Source organism: Herminiimonas contaminans, assembly GCF_015645465.1.
In the GTDB taxonomy this organism is placed as follows: Bacteria; Pseudomonadota; Gammaproteobacteria; order Burkholderiales; family Burkholderiaceae_D; genus Oxalicibacterium; species Oxalicibacterium contaminans.
This window is the reverse complement of sequence record NZ_JADOEL010000012.1, coordinates 1-16,099: the sequence shown is the minus strand read 5'-3', so window position 1 is coordinate 16,099 and position 16,099 is coordinate 1. Positions and strand designations below refer to the sequence as shown.

Annotated in this window: 16 protein-coding genes and 1 pseudogene; 7 read left to right on the top strand and 10 right to left on the bottom strand. The window is 55.0% G+C overall.

Going from position 1 to position 16,099, the window contains the following annotated elements:
* Window positions 1–110: 110 nt before the first annotated feature.
* Entirely contained in the window at window positions 111–1,760 is a 1,650-nt protein-coding gene (locus IXC47_RS13895) for a VRR-NUC domain-containing protein (RefSeq protein WP_195875996.1), read from the top strand.
* Window positions 1,757–4,015 (top strand): ATP-dependent DNA helicase, encoded by a 2,259-nt coding sequence (locus tag IXC47_RS13890; protein ID WP_195875995.1) that lies wholly within the window; start codon window positions 1,757–1,759, stop codon window positions 4,013–4,015. Before IXC47_RS13895 ends, IXC47_RS13890 begins: the two co-directional genes overlap by 4 nt.
* A 2-nt stretch (window positions 4,016–4,017) precedes the next feature.
* Here IXC47_RS13890 and IXC47_RS13885 read toward each other — a convergent pair whose 3' ends face one another.
* A complete protein-coding gene (locus tag IXC47_RS13885; RefSeq protein ID WP_195875994.1) occupies window positions 4,018–4,494 on the bottom strand; it encodes a PaaI family thioesterase in 477 nt (158 codons plus the stop codon).
* Between the two features lie 108 nt (window positions 4,495–4,602).
* Between IXC47_RS13885 and IXC47_RS13880 the strand changes: the two genes are divergently transcribed.
* Window positions 4,603–5,172, top strand: coding sequence for a DUF4256 domain-containing protein (locus IXC47_RS13880; protein WP_195875993.1), 570 nt, complete (start codon window positions 4,603–4,605; stop codon window positions 5,170–5,172).
* A gap of 60 nt (window positions 5,173–5,232) precedes the next feature.
* Here the strand turns inward: IXC47_RS13880 and ccmI are convergent, their stop codons facing one another.
* Genes ccmI through IXC47_RS13840 form a run of 8 tightly spaced genes read right to left on the bottom strand, consistent with a single transcriptional unit; the run spans window position 5,233 to window position 11,253 of the window.
* Entirely contained in the window at window positions 5,233–6,489 is a 1,257-nt protein-coding gene (ccmI, locus tag IXC47_RS13875) for a c-type cytochrome biogenesis protein CcmI (protein ID WP_195875992.1), read from the bottom strand.
* 10 nt (window positions 6,490–6,499) lie between these two features.
* A complete protein-coding gene (locus IXC47_RS13870) occupies window positions 6,500–6,943 on the bottom strand; it encodes a cytochrome c-type biogenesis protein (RefSeq protein WP_195875991.1) in 444 nt (147 codons plus the stop codon).
* A complete protein-coding gene (locus IXC47_RS13865; protein ID WP_195875990.1) occupies window positions 6,940–7,458 on the bottom strand; it encodes a DsbE family thiol:disulfide interchange protein in 519 nt (172 codons plus the stop codon). The genes IXC47_RS13870 and IXC47_RS13865 overlap by 4 nt, the downstream gene beginning before the upstream one ends.
* Entirely contained in the window at window positions 7,458–9,455 is a 1,998-nt protein-coding gene (locus IXC47_RS13860; RefSeq protein ID WP_195875989.1) for a heme lyase CcmF/NrfE family subunit, read from the bottom strand. Before IXC47_RS13860 ends, IXC47_RS13865 begins: the two co-directional genes overlap by 1 nt.
* Window positions 9,452–9,898, bottom strand: coding sequence for a cytochrome c maturation protein CcmE (ccmE, locus tag IXC47_RS13855; protein WP_195875988.1), 447 nt, complete (start codon window positions 9,896–9,898; stop codon window positions 9,452–9,454). The genes IXC47_RS13860 and ccmE overlap by 4 nt, the downstream gene beginning before the upstream one ends.
* Window positions 9,895–10,020 (bottom strand): heme exporter protein CcmD, encoded by a 126-nt coding sequence (ccmD, locus tag IXC47_RS13850; protein ID WP_230089573.1) that lies wholly within the window; start codon window positions 10,018–10,020, stop codon window positions 9,895–9,897. The genes ccmE and ccmD overlap by 4 nt, the downstream gene beginning before the upstream one ends.
* Window positions 10,020–10,772 (bottom strand): heme ABC transporter permease CcmC, encoded by a 753-nt coding sequence (ccmC, locus tag IXC47_RS13845; protein ID WP_195875986.1) that lies wholly within the window; start codon window positions 10,770–10,772, stop codon window positions 10,020–10,022. Before ccmC ends, ccmD begins: the two co-directional genes overlap by 1 nt.
* 4 nt (window positions 10,773–10,776) lie before the next feature.
* Entirely contained in the window at window positions 10,777–11,253 is a 477-nt protein-coding gene (locus tag IXC47_RS13840; protein ID WP_326838407.1) for a heme exporter protein CcmB, read from the bottom strand.
* Window positions 11,254–11,301: 48 nt separating this feature from the next.
* On the opposite strand from IXC47_RS13840, the gene IXC47_RS13835 reads away from it, so the two are divergent.
* The 4 genes and pseudogenes from IXC47_RS13835 to IXC47_RS13825 all read left to right on the top strand — a co-directional run bounded on the left by IXC47_RS13835 (window position 11,302) and on the right by IXC47_RS13825 (window position 15,573).
* Complete coding sequence (locus IXC47_RS13835) at window positions 11,302–12,492, top strand: efflux RND transporter periplasmic adaptor subunit (RefSeq protein WP_012079586.1); 1,191 nt, start codon at window positions 11,302–11,304, stop codon at window positions 12,490–12,492.
* Window positions 12,493–12,494: 2 nt separating this feature from the next.
* Window positions 12,495–14,216 (top strand): annotated as a pseudogene (locus tag IXC47_RS13830) (CusA/CzcA family heavy metal efflux RND transporter); the annotation flags it as partial.
* Entirely contained in the window at window positions 14,202–14,384 is a 183-nt protein-coding gene (locus IXC47_RS19480) for an efflux RND transporter permease subunit (protein ID WP_326838408.1), read from the top strand. The pseudogene IXC47_RS13830 and the gene IXC47_RS19480, both read left to right, overlap by 15 nt.
* Window positions 14,385–14,520: 136 nt before the next feature.
* Window positions 14,521–15,573 (top strand): DMT family transporter, encoded by a 1,053-nt coding sequence (locus IXC47_RS13825; RefSeq protein ID WP_012079588.1) that lies wholly within the window; start codon window positions 14,521–14,523, stop codon window positions 15,571–15,573.
* Between the two features lie 25 nt (window positions 15,574–15,598).
* Here IXC47_RS13825 and IXC47_RS13820 read toward each other — a convergent pair whose 3' ends face one another.
* Window positions 15,599–15,928: a hypothetical protein gene (locus tag IXC47_RS13820; RefSeq protein ID WP_326838406.1), complete on the bottom strand. Its 330-nt coding sequence runs from the start codon at window positions 15,926–15,928 to the stop codon at window positions 15,599–15,601.
* Window positions 15,929–16,099 lie beyond the last annotated feature (171 nt).

Below are 16,099 nucleotides of genomic sequence, written 5' to 3'. Positions count from 1 at the left end.
CCATTGCGGTTATTCTGGCTCTTCAATATACTGTTTTTATATCCAGTACTAAACCTGACCCGGCCATACGCTAACAGCTGTAACTCATCGAATATTCTGTCGCTGCACCCATGCCCATTACGCTTCCTGACCCGTTCTACTACCTGCAGAACTTCCAGCGCGTCCTTGACTGGATCGCGCAGCGTTACAGCGATTTGTTGGCCGATGACGAGCGTAACTTCATCGAACAATTCCCGACGCTGCCGCAGGCATCGCGTGCCTTGCTGGTACGCATGGTGATGCGTAAGGGTGAGGTCTTCCGCTCGGGTAAATTGCGTTATGCAGAAATAGGCTGCCCGGATGCTGCGGCCGCACCTTTGCTTGCGCTGGGATGGATAGTGCAAAACCCGTCCCTGGATGTAACGCAGCTATTTGCCTTGTTGCGCAAGGCCGAGCTGGCGCAAGCGTTTCGCTACTCTGCAGCCGCCAGCACGGCCAGGAAGCATGAAATGCTGGAAGAACTGGCGCAGGCTTTCCCCGACAGCCAGCCGATGACGCGCTGGGCACCGGAGTTGGCCGAATCCATTTATGCGGTGCAGGTCACAGCGCTGTGTGAACGTTTGCGCCTGATGTTCTTTGGCAATCTGTACCAGGACTGGTCAGAGTTCGTGCTGTCGGATCTGGGCATTTATCGCTATGAAGTGGTCGAATTCTCAGAAACCTCGCGCGGATTTCGTTCACGGCAGGATATAGACGATTATCTGCATCTGCATCATTGCCGTCAGCGCTTTGATGAAGGCGAGTATCTGGATGAGATATTGCCGGATATACCGACAGTGCCTTATGCAAATAGCTGGCTGGAAGGGCGGCGCAACAAACTGTTGTTTCGCTTTGCGCAAGAGTATGAACGCTGTAATGAACTGGACAGTGCACTCGCGCTTTATCGCAACTGCGACTACGCTGGAGCGCGTGTGCGTACCATACGCGTGCTGGAAAAGAGCGGTGCCGAGGCGGATGCATATGCACTGGCCATGACTGCATGGCAGCAAGCGGAAAGCGAAACCGAGCAGCAGGCTTTATTGCGCATGTTGCCGCGTTTGCGACGCAAGGCAGGGCATGCAAAGGTGCTGGCCGACAAAGCGCCTGCGATCGACGAACTAAGCCTGAGTTTGCCTTATCCGGCCTTGCCGGCATCTGTGGAGCAGGTGGTGCAAGCACATTATTCCAGCGCAGAGGCGCCAGTGTTCTATGTCGAGAATGCGCTGATCAATACCTTGTTTGGCTTGTTATGCTGGCCTGCGGTATTTGCTGCCTTGCCGGGTGCATTCTTCCATCCTTTCCATCAGGGGCCTGTCGATTTGCATCATCCTGACTTCGTGCAAAAACGGCAGGATTTGTTTGATGTGTGCCTGGCGCAGCTTGATGACGGGCGTTACCAGCAAGCCATCATGAACACCTTTCATGCGAAAACCAACATCCAGTCGCCGTTCGTATTCTGGAGCACGGTAGATGAAGAGTTGCTGAAGCTGGCCTTGCACTGCATCCCGGCGGCACATTTGAAAAAGTATTTCGAACGTATCTTGCGCGATATCCCGGCCAATCGATCCGGCTTGCCTGACCTGATTCAGTTCTGGCCGCAAGAGCAACGTTACCGCATGCTGGAAGTGAAAGGGCCAGGCGACCGCCTGCAGGATAACCAGATACGCTGGATCAATTACTGCATAGCGCACCAGATGCCGGTGGCGGTCACCTATGTGCAATGGTCGGAGCAGGCCGCGTGAGCTATGTCGTCGCCGTGCGCACCCTGTGCGAATTCGCGGCCAAGGTCGGGGACCTGGACTTGCGCTTCACGCCCGCACCGACCGCACAGCAAGGCATAGCCGGTCACGGCACGGTGGTGTCCCGACGTGGCAAACATTACGAAGCAGAGGTCAGCCTGAGCGGACTCTATAAGCAGTTGCGCGTACGTGGTCGCGCAGACGGCTATGATCCTGGCTACAACCGGGTTGAAGAAATCAAAACCTTCCGCGGCGATCTGCATGCGATGCCCGACAACCACCGCCAGCTGCATTGGGCGCAGGTCAAGGTATATGCATGGCTGCTGTGCCAGACGCGCGGCTTGAAAGAAATCAATGTCGCGCTGGTCTACTTTGATATCGGCACGCAAAAAGAAACCATGCTGGTCGAGAAGCACTCGGCCGATGCGCTGGAGCTGCATTTCGATCACTTGTGCGAGCGCTTCGTGGCATGGGCGGAACAAGAGACCCAGCACAGGCTGGCGCGCGATACGGCACTGACCGGACTGGCGTTCCCGCATGCGGAATTCCGTCCCGGGCAACGTCATCTGGCTGAATCAGTTTACAAGGCAGCACTGTCCGGTCGTCATCTGATGGCGCAGGCACCGACCGGCATAGGCAAGACAGTTGCGACCATCTTCCCCTTGCTGAAAGCCAGCCCGGGGCAAAAACTGGACAAGATATTCTTCCTGGCAGCGAAGACACCGGGCCGTGCTCTGGCGCTGGATGCGATGGAGTTGATCGGCAAGGGCAAGGACTCTGCCGTCTTGCCATTGCGCGTGTTGGAGTTGGTCGCACGTGACAAGGCATGTGAGCATCCGGATAAGGCCTGCCACGGTGAGTCCTGTCCATTGGCGCAGGGATTCTATGATCGCGTCGTGGCTGCACGCCAGGCTGCAGTCCGGGCAGCGGTACTGGATCAGCAAGCCTTGCGCGCCATCGCGCTCGCGCATCAGGTCTGCCCGTATTACCTGAGCCAGGAGTTGGTGCGGTGGAGTGATGTGGTGGTCGGGGATTACAACTACTACTTCGACATCAGCGCGATGCTGTATGGCCTGACCGTAGAGAATGACTGGCGTGTCGCCGTGCTGGTGGATGAAGCACACAATATGGTGGAGCGTGCGCGCAAGATGTATAGCGCCGAGCTGACGCAAAGCAGCTTCCGCTACGCGCGCAAGTCAGCGCCCAAATCATTGAAGACGGTACTGGATCGCGTCAATCGACAGTGGAATGACTTGTATCGCAATCAGGAAGCCGAGTACGCGGTGTATCACGCGATCGCGGAAAAATTCCTGTTTGCCTTGCAGCAGGCCGGTACCGATATCACCGATCTGATGACGGATGAGCCGGATAGCGTGAGTCCGGAGCTGCAACGCTTTTACTTCGATGCGATGCAGTTTTCCAAACTGGCTGAGGTGTTTGGCGAGCATTCGATGTTTGATATCACCACGGACATGTCCGGCAACAAGCCGCAAGCGACGCTGTGCATACGCAATATCGTGCCGGCACCTTTCCTCAAGCAACGCTTCGCCACTGCACATACTGTCACCTTATTCTCCGCCACGCTGGGGCCGCATCATTTCTATTCCGACATGCTGGGACTGCCGGACGACACGGCATGGATAGATGTGGAGTCACCATTCATGGCGCAGCAATTATCCGTACGCATAGCGCGCACCATCTCGACCCGCTACCAGCACCGGTCGCACTCGCTGGCACCTATCGCCAAGCTGATCGCTGCGCAGTACAGCCATACGCCGGGCAACTACCTGGCATTCTTCAGCAGCTTTGATTACCTGCAGCAGGTCCTTGATTTATTTGCTGAACTGTATCCGGATGTCACGATCTGGCAGCAGTCACGTGGCATGGGTGAAAGTGAAAAGCAGGACTTTCTCGCGCGTTTCACTGATGGCGGGCAGGGCATAGGCTTTGCCGTACTCGGTGGCGCGTTTGCTGAAGGCGTGGATTTGCCGGGTGAGCGCCTGATCGGTGCGTTCGTCGCTACCTTAGGCTTGCCGCAAATGAATCCGATCAATGAAGAAATGCGTGTGCGTATGGATCAGATTTTCGGCAAAGGCTATGACTACACCTATCTCTATCCGGGCATGCAGAAAGTGGTGCAGGCTGCCGGTCGCGTCATCCGCACGCAGGATGACCGTGGCTATATCCACCTGATTGATGATCGCTTTGCGCGGCCGGATGTGATGGACTTGCTGCCAGCGTGGTGGCAGGTGCAGTAGCCTTATCTTCCCTGGGCTTTTTCCCCACGCAAGGTCATGACAGAACTGATCACTGTCGCAGCCGCCTTGCCATCTTCACGCACTATCTCGCAGGTGTAGTGAGTGATGGTGCGCCCGCTTTGTATCGGCTTGGCGGTAGCGCGCAATCTGGTGGCCCAGACCGGACGGAAGAAATTAATCTTTAAATCAATGCTGGCGAATGATTCACCTTCTGCCATTAGCGTTGAATGCGCGGTTCCGATTGCCGCATCTGCCAGCTCACACATTAAGCCCCCGTGAACAGTTGCCTGCTGATTGCCGTGCAAATCCGGCGATGCATCTATCTCTACTGTGGCCGTACCGAGGCCAACTTCAACGATGCGTATCCCCAGTGTTTGCGAAATCGGAGTGGGGTACTGCATATGCGTGGTGTCGCCATCCTGCAGCGTGCCAGCCAGGGATTTTTGCAGGTATTCCAGTACGGGGAGTTTGTTAGCCATGGTCGTAGTATTTATCCAGGGAAATGCAATGCTGCCATATTACCCGGGTATGATTATTCCCATATTTTCATCCCGGAATGACTGTATGAGCGAGGAGATGAAGACAAAATGTCCAAGACTAAAGCCCAGACTTTAACTACTACCGAGCGCGACAAGCTGCTGGCAACACTCAAGCATCGTTTCGAAGAAAACATGCGCCGACACAAGGACATGAGTTGGCCTGCTGTCGTAGCCAGGCTGGATGTCGATCCGGGCAAGCTATGGTCGCTCAGCGAGATGGAAAGAACCGGCGGTGAACCGGATGTCATCAGCGATGGCAAAAAGAAGGATGAGTACGTCTTTTATGATTGCGCCGCTGAAACGCCTAAAGGACGCCGCAGCATATGCTATGACCGCGCAGCACTCGAAACCAGGAAGGAACATGTGCCGGCAGGCAGCGCAATGGATATGGCGGCGGATATGGGCATAGAGATGCTGTCCGAAGAGCAGTATCGCGAACTGCAAAAGTTCGTTACGATCGATGCCAAAACATCGAGCTGGATACAAACACCTGCCGACATACGCAAGCTTGGTGGTGCCTTATTCGCCGATTTTCGCTACGGGCACATCTTCATCTATCACAACGGTGCATCGTCCTACTATGCAGTGCGGGGATTTCGTGGGGCTCTGAAGGTCTGAACATCACGATTGATTACAGGTCCTGACCGTTTCAACACCAGCAGATTCTCCAGACTATCGTTAAGGCTCAATCGCCCCTATCAACAAGGTGAGTCCAGCACTGCCGCGCCGCACGGTCTGCACGATGCTGACAGGCTGGCCGGGTTGTCTCTGCGCGGTGCCGGAACGACTGATACGTGCTTCTATCATCAGTTCGTCGAAACGCGACAGCGGCATATCAGGCGTCATCGCATTCGTATCATCGAGTTTGAATTGCGCAGGCAATTGTGCTGCAGTCAGACGTAGTACCGCCACTGGCATGCGACCGGTTTCCGCTGCACGCGCCACGATGAATACGGTATCGCCTGGTTCAACCCTGTCCTGTAAAGCAGGATCCAAACGCACGGTTCCAGTCAGCCCAGCCAGGGATTTGATTTCGGCTGGTGCCTGGTCTTGCTTGCCAGGTTCCAGACGCGCGAGATCGTTTTGCACACGCAAGGCCATGTCGGAATCAGGCTCCAGTAATTTCAACAAGCGCTGCCAATATTGCCGCGCCCCGGCGAGGTCATCTTCACGCAAGGCTGCGGTACCGGCGAGTGCCAGTGCCTTGGGTTGCTCGGCATCCAGTTGCAACGCAGAGTTGAGTGCGGCTTGCACCGGCTTATCCAATGCACCGCCGCGCGCGGACGCCATCGCATCGGCCATGTCGGCATATAGACGCGCTTGCAATGCTGGTGGCGTTTTCTGCTGCACCGCCAGTTCCAGCGCGCGCTGATAGGCAGCGGTAGCTGCCGGAAAATCTTCCAGTACCTCACGTGAACGGGCGAGCACGATCCAGCCTTCGAGATTATCCGGCGTCTCGCGCAAGCGTTCTTCCAGTCGTCGCACCATGTCTTCTACATCGGCACCAGTATTGGCGTGGATATCCGGCGTCCCCATGGCTACCGTGGCCGCAGCACGCGGATCACCGACCTGAAGATACAGTACAAACGCAACAGCAGGTAGCAGCACACTCAGGAATGCCGCTGGCATGCGTTTACGCCATACACCTTCCTTTGCCAGCTGGACAGGGGCAGGAATGCCGTCCAGATCTTCCAGCAGGCGTCGCTCCAGTTCAACGACAGCTTGCGCATAGTCATCATCTGTCAATGACTTGCGCTGGTGTTCGCGTTCCAGTTCTGCGAGCTGGGTGCGATAGATCTGACGCAGGCGTACATCTGCCCCCGGATTGCCAGTAACCGTCTCACTGGACTCGCGCAATAGCGGCCACAGCAAGCCACCCAGAGTCAGCAGCAATAGTGCAAGCGCGCTTACCCATAAGGGCCACAATGCGTTCATGCCATGCTCCTCATGGTTGTGCATCCTCATGCAACAAACGACGAGCCTGTGCGCGTTGCTCTTCAGTCAGTGGCGTAGCATGCGGCTCACGGCTGCGGCGGCGCAGTACGCGGAACAACAGGAACAGTCCACACAGGCCAAACAGGAAAGGTGCTCCCCAGAGCAGCCAAGTGGCAGGACGGAATGGCGGGAGATAGTGCACGAAGCTGCCATAACGCTGCTCAAAAAAATCGATGACCTGCTGATCGCTACTGCCATTTTCCAATTGCTTGCGTATTTCGGTACGCATGTCGGCCGCCAGCGGTGCATTCGATTCCGCAACGGTCTGATTCTGGCACACTACGCAACGCAACTGCGCCGCCAAGCGTGCTTCGCGCGCATCGAGTTCAGCCTGGTCGACCGCATACAATGGCGTCACCAGCAGCAGGCTCAGGAGCAAAGTCAGCTTTCTCATTGCAAGGACCTCACCAGTGGCAGCAATTTTTCGCGCCATACTTCAGCCGTGACCGGACCCACATGGCGATAACGTATGCGTCCGCCAGCATCGATCACAAAGGTTTCGGGCACGCCTTGCACACCATAGTCCATACCAACGCGGCCTTTGCTGTCGACCGCCGATGCCAGATAAGGATTGCCAACCTGTTGCAGGAGCAAACGGGCTTCCTCGGTATCGTCCTTGTAATTCAAACCGTACAGCGGAACCTGGTCGCGACTTGCCAGCACTTTCAGTGCGGGTAATTCTTCACGGCAGGGACCGCACCATGAAGCCCATACATTGAGCAGCCAGACCTGCCCTTGCAATTTGCTGGAGTCAAACTGACGCTGTGCTTCATTCAATAACGGCAGCTCTATCATTGGAGCCGGTCTATCCAGCAAGGCCGAGGGCAGCGCGCGCGGATCACGTTGGAGACCGAGGCCGAGTACTACTGCCAGGATGAGGAATGCGACGAGGGGGAGGATGTAGCGCATCAGGCGATTCCTCCGGCTTTGAGCGGCGCGGTGGCGGTAGCCTGGTTTGCGCGACGCGCTGCGTAGATACGATAGCGACGATCAGCCAGCGCCAGGAAACCACCGAGCGCCATCAGCAGGCAGCCGCCCCAGATCCAGTTCATGAAAGGCTTGACCTGGATGCGCAGGGTCCAGGTTTTTTCATTCACTGCATCACCCAACGCGACGAACAGATCGCGCGTCAGCCCGCTATCGATGGCAGACTGGCTGAGTGGCATATTCTGCGCACGATACAGCCGTTTCTCCGGCTGCAACACGCCGACCAGTTTGCCATCGCGCTGTACGCTGATGGACGCACGTTGCGCATCATAGTTGGGACCTGCAACCAATTCCAGTTTGTCGAAGCGGAAGTCGTAGCCACCAACGCTGACATCCTGATGCATGGACAGGCTCAACTCGCGCTTTACTTCAAAGCTGGTCGCCAGCGTCGCGCCAAAGACGAATATGCCTATACCCAAATGCGCGGCCAACATGCCCCACCAGCTAAGCGGTTGCCGCGAGACGCGCGGTGCATTACCGCCATTGCCCCTCAGGCGCTGCCACGCATGTGCCAGCGTGCTGCAGACACACCAGGTTGCCAGCAATAATCCGAAAGCCGACATCGGTGTCCAGCCACTCGCACTGACCGGTAACAGCAAGCCCAGCAATAAGGCGCTGATGCCACTGGCGACCAATGCCCAGCGTAGCTGTCGTTTCAGGTCGGGCAGGGTGCTGCGTTTCCAGCGCGCGAGCGGGCCTACGCCCATCAGCATCAGCGCCGGTACCATCAACGGAACAAAAATAGCGTCAAAGTAGGGTGGGCCGACTGAGATCTTGTCACCGCCGAGCACATCCAGCAGCAATGGATAAAGTGTGCCAGTCAGTACCGCCAATGCTGCAGCAGTGAACAACACGTTATTGACCAGCAGCAGTGATTCACGTGAGAGGACAGAGAACCAGCCGCCTAATCCGATACGGGGCGCACGCCAGGCGAACAGCAGCAGTGAAGTACCAACCACAAACACCATGAAGCAGAGGATGTAAAGCCCGCGACCCGGATCGACGGCGAAGGCGTGCACCGAAGTCAGCACGCCGGAACGAACCAGGAAAGTGCCCAGCAGACTCAGCGAAAAAGCAGCAATCGCAAGCATCACAGTCCAGCTGCGGAAAGCACCGCGCTGGTCGGTAACAATCAGCGAATGGATGAGGGCAGTACCGACTAGCCAGGGCATGAAGGACGCATTTTCCACCGGATCCCAAAACCACCAGCCGCCCCAGCCCAGAACGTAATAAGCCCAGCCGCTACCCAGCAGGATGCCGAGCGTGAGAAAGCTCCATGCCGCCAGCGTCCAGGGACGCGACCAGCGTGCCCATGCAGCATTAAGTTCGCCCGATAGCAGCGCCGCAATCGCGAAGGCAAATGCGACCGAGAAGCCGACATAGCCCATGTAAAGCAGCGGCGGATGCACCACCATGCCGGGATCTTGTAGCAGCGGATTGAGATCGCGACCCTGGATCGCGACCGGAATCAGGCGTTCGAATGGATTGGACAATAGCAGCAGGAAAAGCAGCAAACCGACACTGAGCACACCCATGACACCAAGCACACGCGCGGCATATGCCTGCGGTAATTGCCGGCTGCGTAAAGCAACCGCCAGCGTCCAGGCTGAAAGCAATCCCTGCCACAGCAACATCGAACCTTCATGGCCACCCCATACCGCAGTAAAGCGGTAGATGGCTGGGAGGTCGGTATGCGAATTGGATGCGACATACAGGACAGAAAAATCATTCGTCAGAAAAGCATATGCCAGGATGGCCAGTGCCAGCCAGACCAGCAGACACTGTAGAGCAGCTGCAGGACGCGCAACGCGCATCCATGAAGCGATGCCCCAGTGCGCACCAGCCAGCGGCAGGATGGCCTGCACCACGGCGACCAGCAGTGCCAGTATCAGTGCGAATAGACCGGTTTCCGGCATCATTTCAGGTTCACTCCCTTGGCATCGTGTGCTTGCTTCAAGGCCGCGGCGGCTTCTGGCGGCATATAGTTTTCGTCGTGCTTGGCCAGCACTTCGGTGGCGGTGAATGCAGTGCCATCATGCATGTGGCCTGCGACCACCACGCCTTTGCCTTCACGGAACAGATCCGGCAGCAAACCACGATAGCTAACTGGAATACTGTAAGCACCATCGGTCACAACGAAATGCACATCCAGCCCATCCGCACCACGGCGCAAGGAACCGGTTTCGACCAGGCCACCCAATCTGAAACTGGTCTGGCGCGGCGCTTCACCAGCCTGTATCTGGCTTGGGCTATAAAAAAACATCACATTGCTATTCAAGGCATTGAGTACCAGTGCAATCGTGATCGATACCGCAGCGAGCCCGAGTGCAATGAAAGCAAGGCGTCGTTTGCGTGGTGTCATACTTGCTCGCCTTGCTGCAACTTGCGGGCACGACGGTAACGGCGACGCAATAAAATGATTTCAAGCAGCAGTAACACTGCGCCGACACCGTAGGCTAGGGACAGGTAGAAAGTATGGTTCATCACGTTCTCTCCAGTGCAGCGCGCTCAGTGATCAGGCAGCGTACCCGCGCCAGTGCAACGGCGACGCTATAGGCCCAGCAGGCTACGGCCATCAGCAGCATGGCAGCCAGCATCGCTTGAGTCATGCTGGGTGCTGCATCAAACCGTATGGTTGCTCCCTGATGCAGCGTACTCCACCACTGTACCGAGAAATAGATAATGGGGACGTTGACCACACCTGCTAACAGCACAATCGCACCGGCATTATCGGCTCTGCGTGGATCCTCGATCGCGGATACCAATCCGAGGTAACCCAAGTAAAGGAATAGCAAAATCAATTCTGAGGTGAGGCGTGCATCCCACACCCACCATGCACCCCAGGTCGGCTTGCCCCAGGCTGCACCGGTCCATAGTGCAATCACGGTGAACAGCGCACCGGTCGGTGCCAATGCACGCGCCATTAACGGTGACAGGCGTGTACCGAATACCAGGCCTATGCCTGCATGCGTGGCAGCCAGCAAGTACAGAAACATCGACATCCACGCTGCAGGCACGTGCAGGAAAATGATGCGGTAGACCTCACCTTGTTGATGATCCGTTGGCGCAACAAAGAAGCCTATCCATAAACCAGCTACGGAGGTGATCACGGCGATGGCGATAAACCATGGGATGAGCTTGCCAGCAAATGGATAAAAGATGCGGGGCGAAGCGAGGCTACGCCAGTTACGCGCGATATGTGGTGCAGTGGTAGGGGAGGCAGGTGAAATATTCATTTCATCATTCCAATGCCAGGCGCAAGGCCGCAGCGGTGGCCCATGGACAAAGAAAAGTCGCCAGCGACAGGCAGGCACCGAGCAAATTCAACGCAGGCCCGGCCGGTAAACCTTGCTGACTGGCGGACACTGCAGAGCAGGCAAACACCAGCGGCGGAATACTCATAGGCAGTACGATCAAGGCCTGCAAGACCTGGCCGCGCATGCCCAGTGTGAGCGCCGCACCGAGTGCGCCAAGCAAGGCCAGGGTCGGCGTGCCGAGCAGCAGGGTGATGAGCAAACAAAGTGTCGCGTCGTTGGAAAGCCCGTATTGCAAAGCCAGCAACGGTGCCACCAGGATCAGCGGCAAACAGGCAATCAGCCAATGTGCGGCTATCTTGGTTGCGACCAGACCGATCAGCGTACGCGGAACCAGTAGCCATTGCTCGAGGCTGCCGTCTGCCAGATCGTGTTCGAACAAGCGATGGAGAGAAATCAGCACGGCCACCCTCTCATTGGCCGAAGGCCGTAACGTATTTGGAGAAGCACCATGAAGCAACAACAACGTTTGCAGTTGGGCTGGCCGGTTGTCGTTAGTCTGACAGCAGTTACCGCAGCTCTGGGATTTGGCACTGCTAATTGGCTGGCCAAGCATGATGCGCCGACTGTTGCGCAAAGTAATGTAGAGACCGTGTCTGCACCTGTTGCCCCACCAGCTACCAGTGACAGTGGCGATGAGGTCAAAATTCCTGCCGAATATCTGTCCGTTTCCAAAATTACCGTTGAGGCGATCGGAAGTGGAGGTTTGGAAGCAGAAATCCTTACTGCTGGCACTGTAGTAGCAGCACCAAATAGTGAGGCCGTGATCATGGCGCGCGCTTCTGGCAATGTGACGCAGGTTAGTCGCCAGTTAGGCGACACCGTGCGTGCTGGCGAAACTTTGGCTCAGGTCAGTTCTCTCGAAGCGGCGGCCATGAACGCTGATCGTAATGTGGCGATTGCCAGAGTTGATCTAGCTCGCAAGAACTATGCACGCGAATATAGTTTGTTCGAGCAAGGTGTGACGCCGCGCCAAGAGATGGAGGCGGCACAATCGGCTCTGACTGTTGCAGAGAGCGAGGCGCTTCGCGCGACTTCCGTGGCTAAAGCTGCGCAAGTTACCGCTGACGGCAAGTCGGTCGCTGTAGTCAGTCCCATCAGCGGCAAAATTACAGCGCAGACAGTGACGCTAGGCATCTTCGTTCAGCCCCAGATGGAATTATTCCGCGTTGCTGGAAATGGAAAAGTACTGATAGAAGCTTCACTACCTGTTGCTGATGTCACACGTGTCGCATCTGGTGACAATGCCACAATTCTCGCTGCCAACGGTTCTTCTGTTGAAGCTACCGTGCGCTCGGTCACGCCGACAGTCAGTAGTAGCACGCGCACCGCGATTGTCGTTCTGACGCCTTCATCGTCTACACGGGAACTAATCGTTGGCGAAGGCGTGCAAGCGCGCCTTCATGTCAAGAATGGTGCTTCTGGCCTGGTGGTGTCGGAGGATGCCGTGCAAAACGTTAACGGACATGACGTACTGTTCGTGCGCACGAAGGAGGGCTTTCGCGTGCAGCCAGTTCTTGTTGGCACAAGGAGTGGCGGTGTGGCACAGATTATTTCTGGTGTTAGCGCCGGCGAAATGGTCGCCACTCGCAATGCTTTCCTAGTGAAGGCTGACATGATCAAGAGTGCTAAGGAAGAATGATGATGGAATCTCTCATTACCAGTTCGGTTCGGTCTCGTTGGCTAGTTCTATTCATCACTCTGGTTGTCGCAATGGCTGGCGCTTGGCAACTCAATTTGTTGCCGATTGATGTTACGCCGGATATCACGAATAAGCAGGTACAAATCAACACGCTGGTCCCAAGTTTGACTCCGGTCGAAATCGAAAAGCGTGTAACTTTCCCTATTGAGACGGCACTAGCAGGGCTAGACGGAGTGGAAAACGTGCGCTCCATCTCACGCAACGGCTTCAGCCAAGTCACCGCGATCTTTAAGGAGAGCGCGAACTTATACTTTATGCGTCAGCAGGTGACAGAGCGATTGGTAAGAGCACGACAAGATCTGCCTGAAGGTGTCACACCACAAATGGGGCCTGTTTCCACCGGCTTAGGCGAAGTGTTTCATTACAGTGTTGAGTACACCCATCCAGAAGGAAAAGGAGCGCCGGTCAAGGATGGTAAGCCTGGCTGGCAGTCCGACGGCAGTTTTCTTACCGAACAGGGAGAGCGTCTGCGAGATAACGTGGCCAAACAAGCGTATCTGCGTACGGTACAGGACTGGATTGTGCGACCGCAATTGCGCACTACGCCAGGAGTGGCAGATGTCGATTCGTTGGGTGGCTATGTCAAGCAATACGTCGTCGAAGCCGATCCTGCCAAGATGGCTGCTTACGGTATTTCATTTGCAGAGCTGGGTACTGCGCTTGAAGAAGCCAACGTTTCAGTAGGTGCCAATTATATTCGCCGGTCGGGCGAATCATATCTGGTGCGCGCTGATGGCCGTGTACGTACTCAAGACGAGTTGACTCGCGCTGTGGTCACATCCCGCAACGGCGTGCCAATCACGGTCGGACAAATTACTAAAGTCAACATCGGGGGCGAATTGCGTACAGGCGTGGCCAGCCGAGATGGTTATGAAACAGTGGTTGGTAGCGCATTGATGCTGGTAGGCGCAAACAGTCGTACTGTGGCCGCTGCAGTCGGTGACAAGCTCAAGGAGATTGGTCGAATCCTTCCGGCAGGAATCGCCGTGGTGCCGACCTTGGACCGCTCACAACTAGTGGGAGCGACCATAAACACCGTAGCAAAAAATCTTACTGAAGGCGCGCTATTGGTCGTCGTCGTCCTGTTCGCTTTGCTAGGTAATTGGCGAGCTGCGATGATTGCGGCGCTTGTGATCCCGCTATCGTTGTTGATGAGTGCTATCGGTATGAACTCGTTGCATATTTCCGGCAACCTGATGAGTTTGGGAGCGTTGGATTTTGGCCTGATCATCGATGGTGCGGTCATCATCGTCGAAAATTCGCTACGGCGGCTAGCAGAGCGACAGCATCGGGAAGGGCGCACCTTAGTACTGAAGGAGCGGCTTGAAGAAGTGGTCGCGTCGTCGCGTGAAATGCTGCGCCCCACCATATACGGTCAGTTAGTGATATTTCTCGTGTTCTTGCCATGCCTAACGTTCCAAGGTGTGGAAGGTAAGATGTTTTCGCCGATGGTCATAACGTTGATGTTAGCTTTAGTTTCTGCCTTCGTTTTGTCGCTTACGTTCGTGCCAGCTTTGATCGCGGTATTGATGAGTGGACCGGTCTCAGAGAAGGAAGTCAAAATCATCACCGTAACTAAGTCACGCTACGAGCCTTGGTTGCGACGAGCAGTTGCTCGTCCATGGCCATTTATCAATGCCGGGCTAGGCGTGCTGGTGCTCGCAGGTACCGGTGCTGAGGTACAAAAACCGCTAGCTACTGTGGTTATTGGTGGGCTGATTACTTCCACTATTTTGACATTGTTCGTTTTGCCTGCCATTACAGGGTTGGTACTGCGTCGGCGTCGTTTCAATGATAGCGCGAAATTAGAAACACGAATCGAATCACTATAGTGTTTTTTATTAAACTGGTGCTAGCTGATCGCTAGCGCCGGTTATCTCAAATTTTGAAGTATCGGCCTGATATTGCTATCAGTCACCATCCGTGATGAAATAAGGTAGCGGAATAGGTAGTAAGGTGGAGAACAGAATGCACAGAGGAGTTGTTTACGCGCTGTTGGCAGCCACATTGTTTGGTGCTAGTACACCTTTTTCCAAAATACTTGTCGGACAGATGGCGCCAGTCATGCTTGCGGGATTGCTTTATCTCGGAAGTGGACTTGGTTTGCTCACTTGGTACGCCTTGCGCTCCCTATTCTCAAGAGGGGAAAAGACTTCAGGGGATCGTCTTACTAAGTCTGATTTACCTTGGCTGGGCGGAGCAATTTTGACTGGTGGTATTGCTGGTCCAGTGCTTTTGATGATTGGTCTAACGCTCACTCCTGCATCGTCTGCATCGTTATTACTGAATATTGAAGGTGTGCTGACAGCCTTACTGGCATGGTTTGTCTTCAAAGAGAACTTCGATCGTCGTATTTTCGCCGGCATGGTATTAATCGTGATCGCTGGCATTTTGTTGTCGTGGGATGAGCGTCCAGAATTGGAAATTCCCTGGGGTGCTCTTGCTATCGTTGCAGCCTGCTTATGCTGGGCTATTGACAATAATCTAACCAGAAAAGTCTCGGCAAGCGATGCAGTACAAATCGCCGGAATTAAAGGTTTAGTTGCTGGGTCGGTAAATCTATCGATTGCATTGGCTTTGGGTTACTCCGTGCCAGCAATCACATCCATAGCAAGCGCAGGCCTTGTCGGATTTTGTGGCTACGGCTTGAGCTTGGTCATGTTTGTACTTTCGCTTAGACATCTCGGCACGGCTCGGACGGGGGCTTATTTTTCCGCTGCGCCGTTTGTAGGTGCAGTTGTTTCGTTATTAATTTTGGGTGAAACACCTAGTACGGTATTTTGGATTGCCTCAGCATTGATGGGAATGGGCATTTGGTTGCACTTAACTGAAACGCATGGCCATCAACACACCCATTTACCTTTGTCTCATGCACATTCGCATCGCCACGACGCGCATCATCAACATGAGCATAATTTTCCGTGGGATGATAATGAGCCACATGTTCATCCGCATGAGCACGAAGAATTAACTCACAGCCACGAACATTTCCCTGATATTCATCACAGGCATAAGCACTAGACTAGATGTGCTTAGGTGAGACGCACTATCGGACTGGTGGCAGCGATATCTGAGTCGTGAGCTCCTTGAGTCGCTGATCTTTCTCCTCTAGCTTACTCACAAGAGCATAGTGCTGCTGCTGGATAACTGGTAGTGCTTCCAGTTTTTGCTCTAGTTGCCGTCCATAAGTCTGTTGTTCATAGGCTGATTTTCGAGCATGTGACAAGTCTGCTACTAGGCGAACTCCGTCTTGATTTAAGCGAGTTACCTCGTCCTGCTTGACTACCAAACTTTGTTGCAGTTTGCGCATCTCTGCCTGCAACTGCTGGATCTGTTGCTCATGTCGACGTTGATCCTGGTCGCGTTGTTCTTTCACTGATTGCCGGTAATGTTCTAGTGCCTCACGCGCATGCTGATGTTTGGTCTGTCCCGGTCTAGGTGGACACTAACTTAAGGTGGATAATGCCACCCAGGAGTTATGTTTATGACCAAGACCAGACGTACTTATCCCGAATCATTCAAACGAGATGCTGTTGACCAAGTGCTT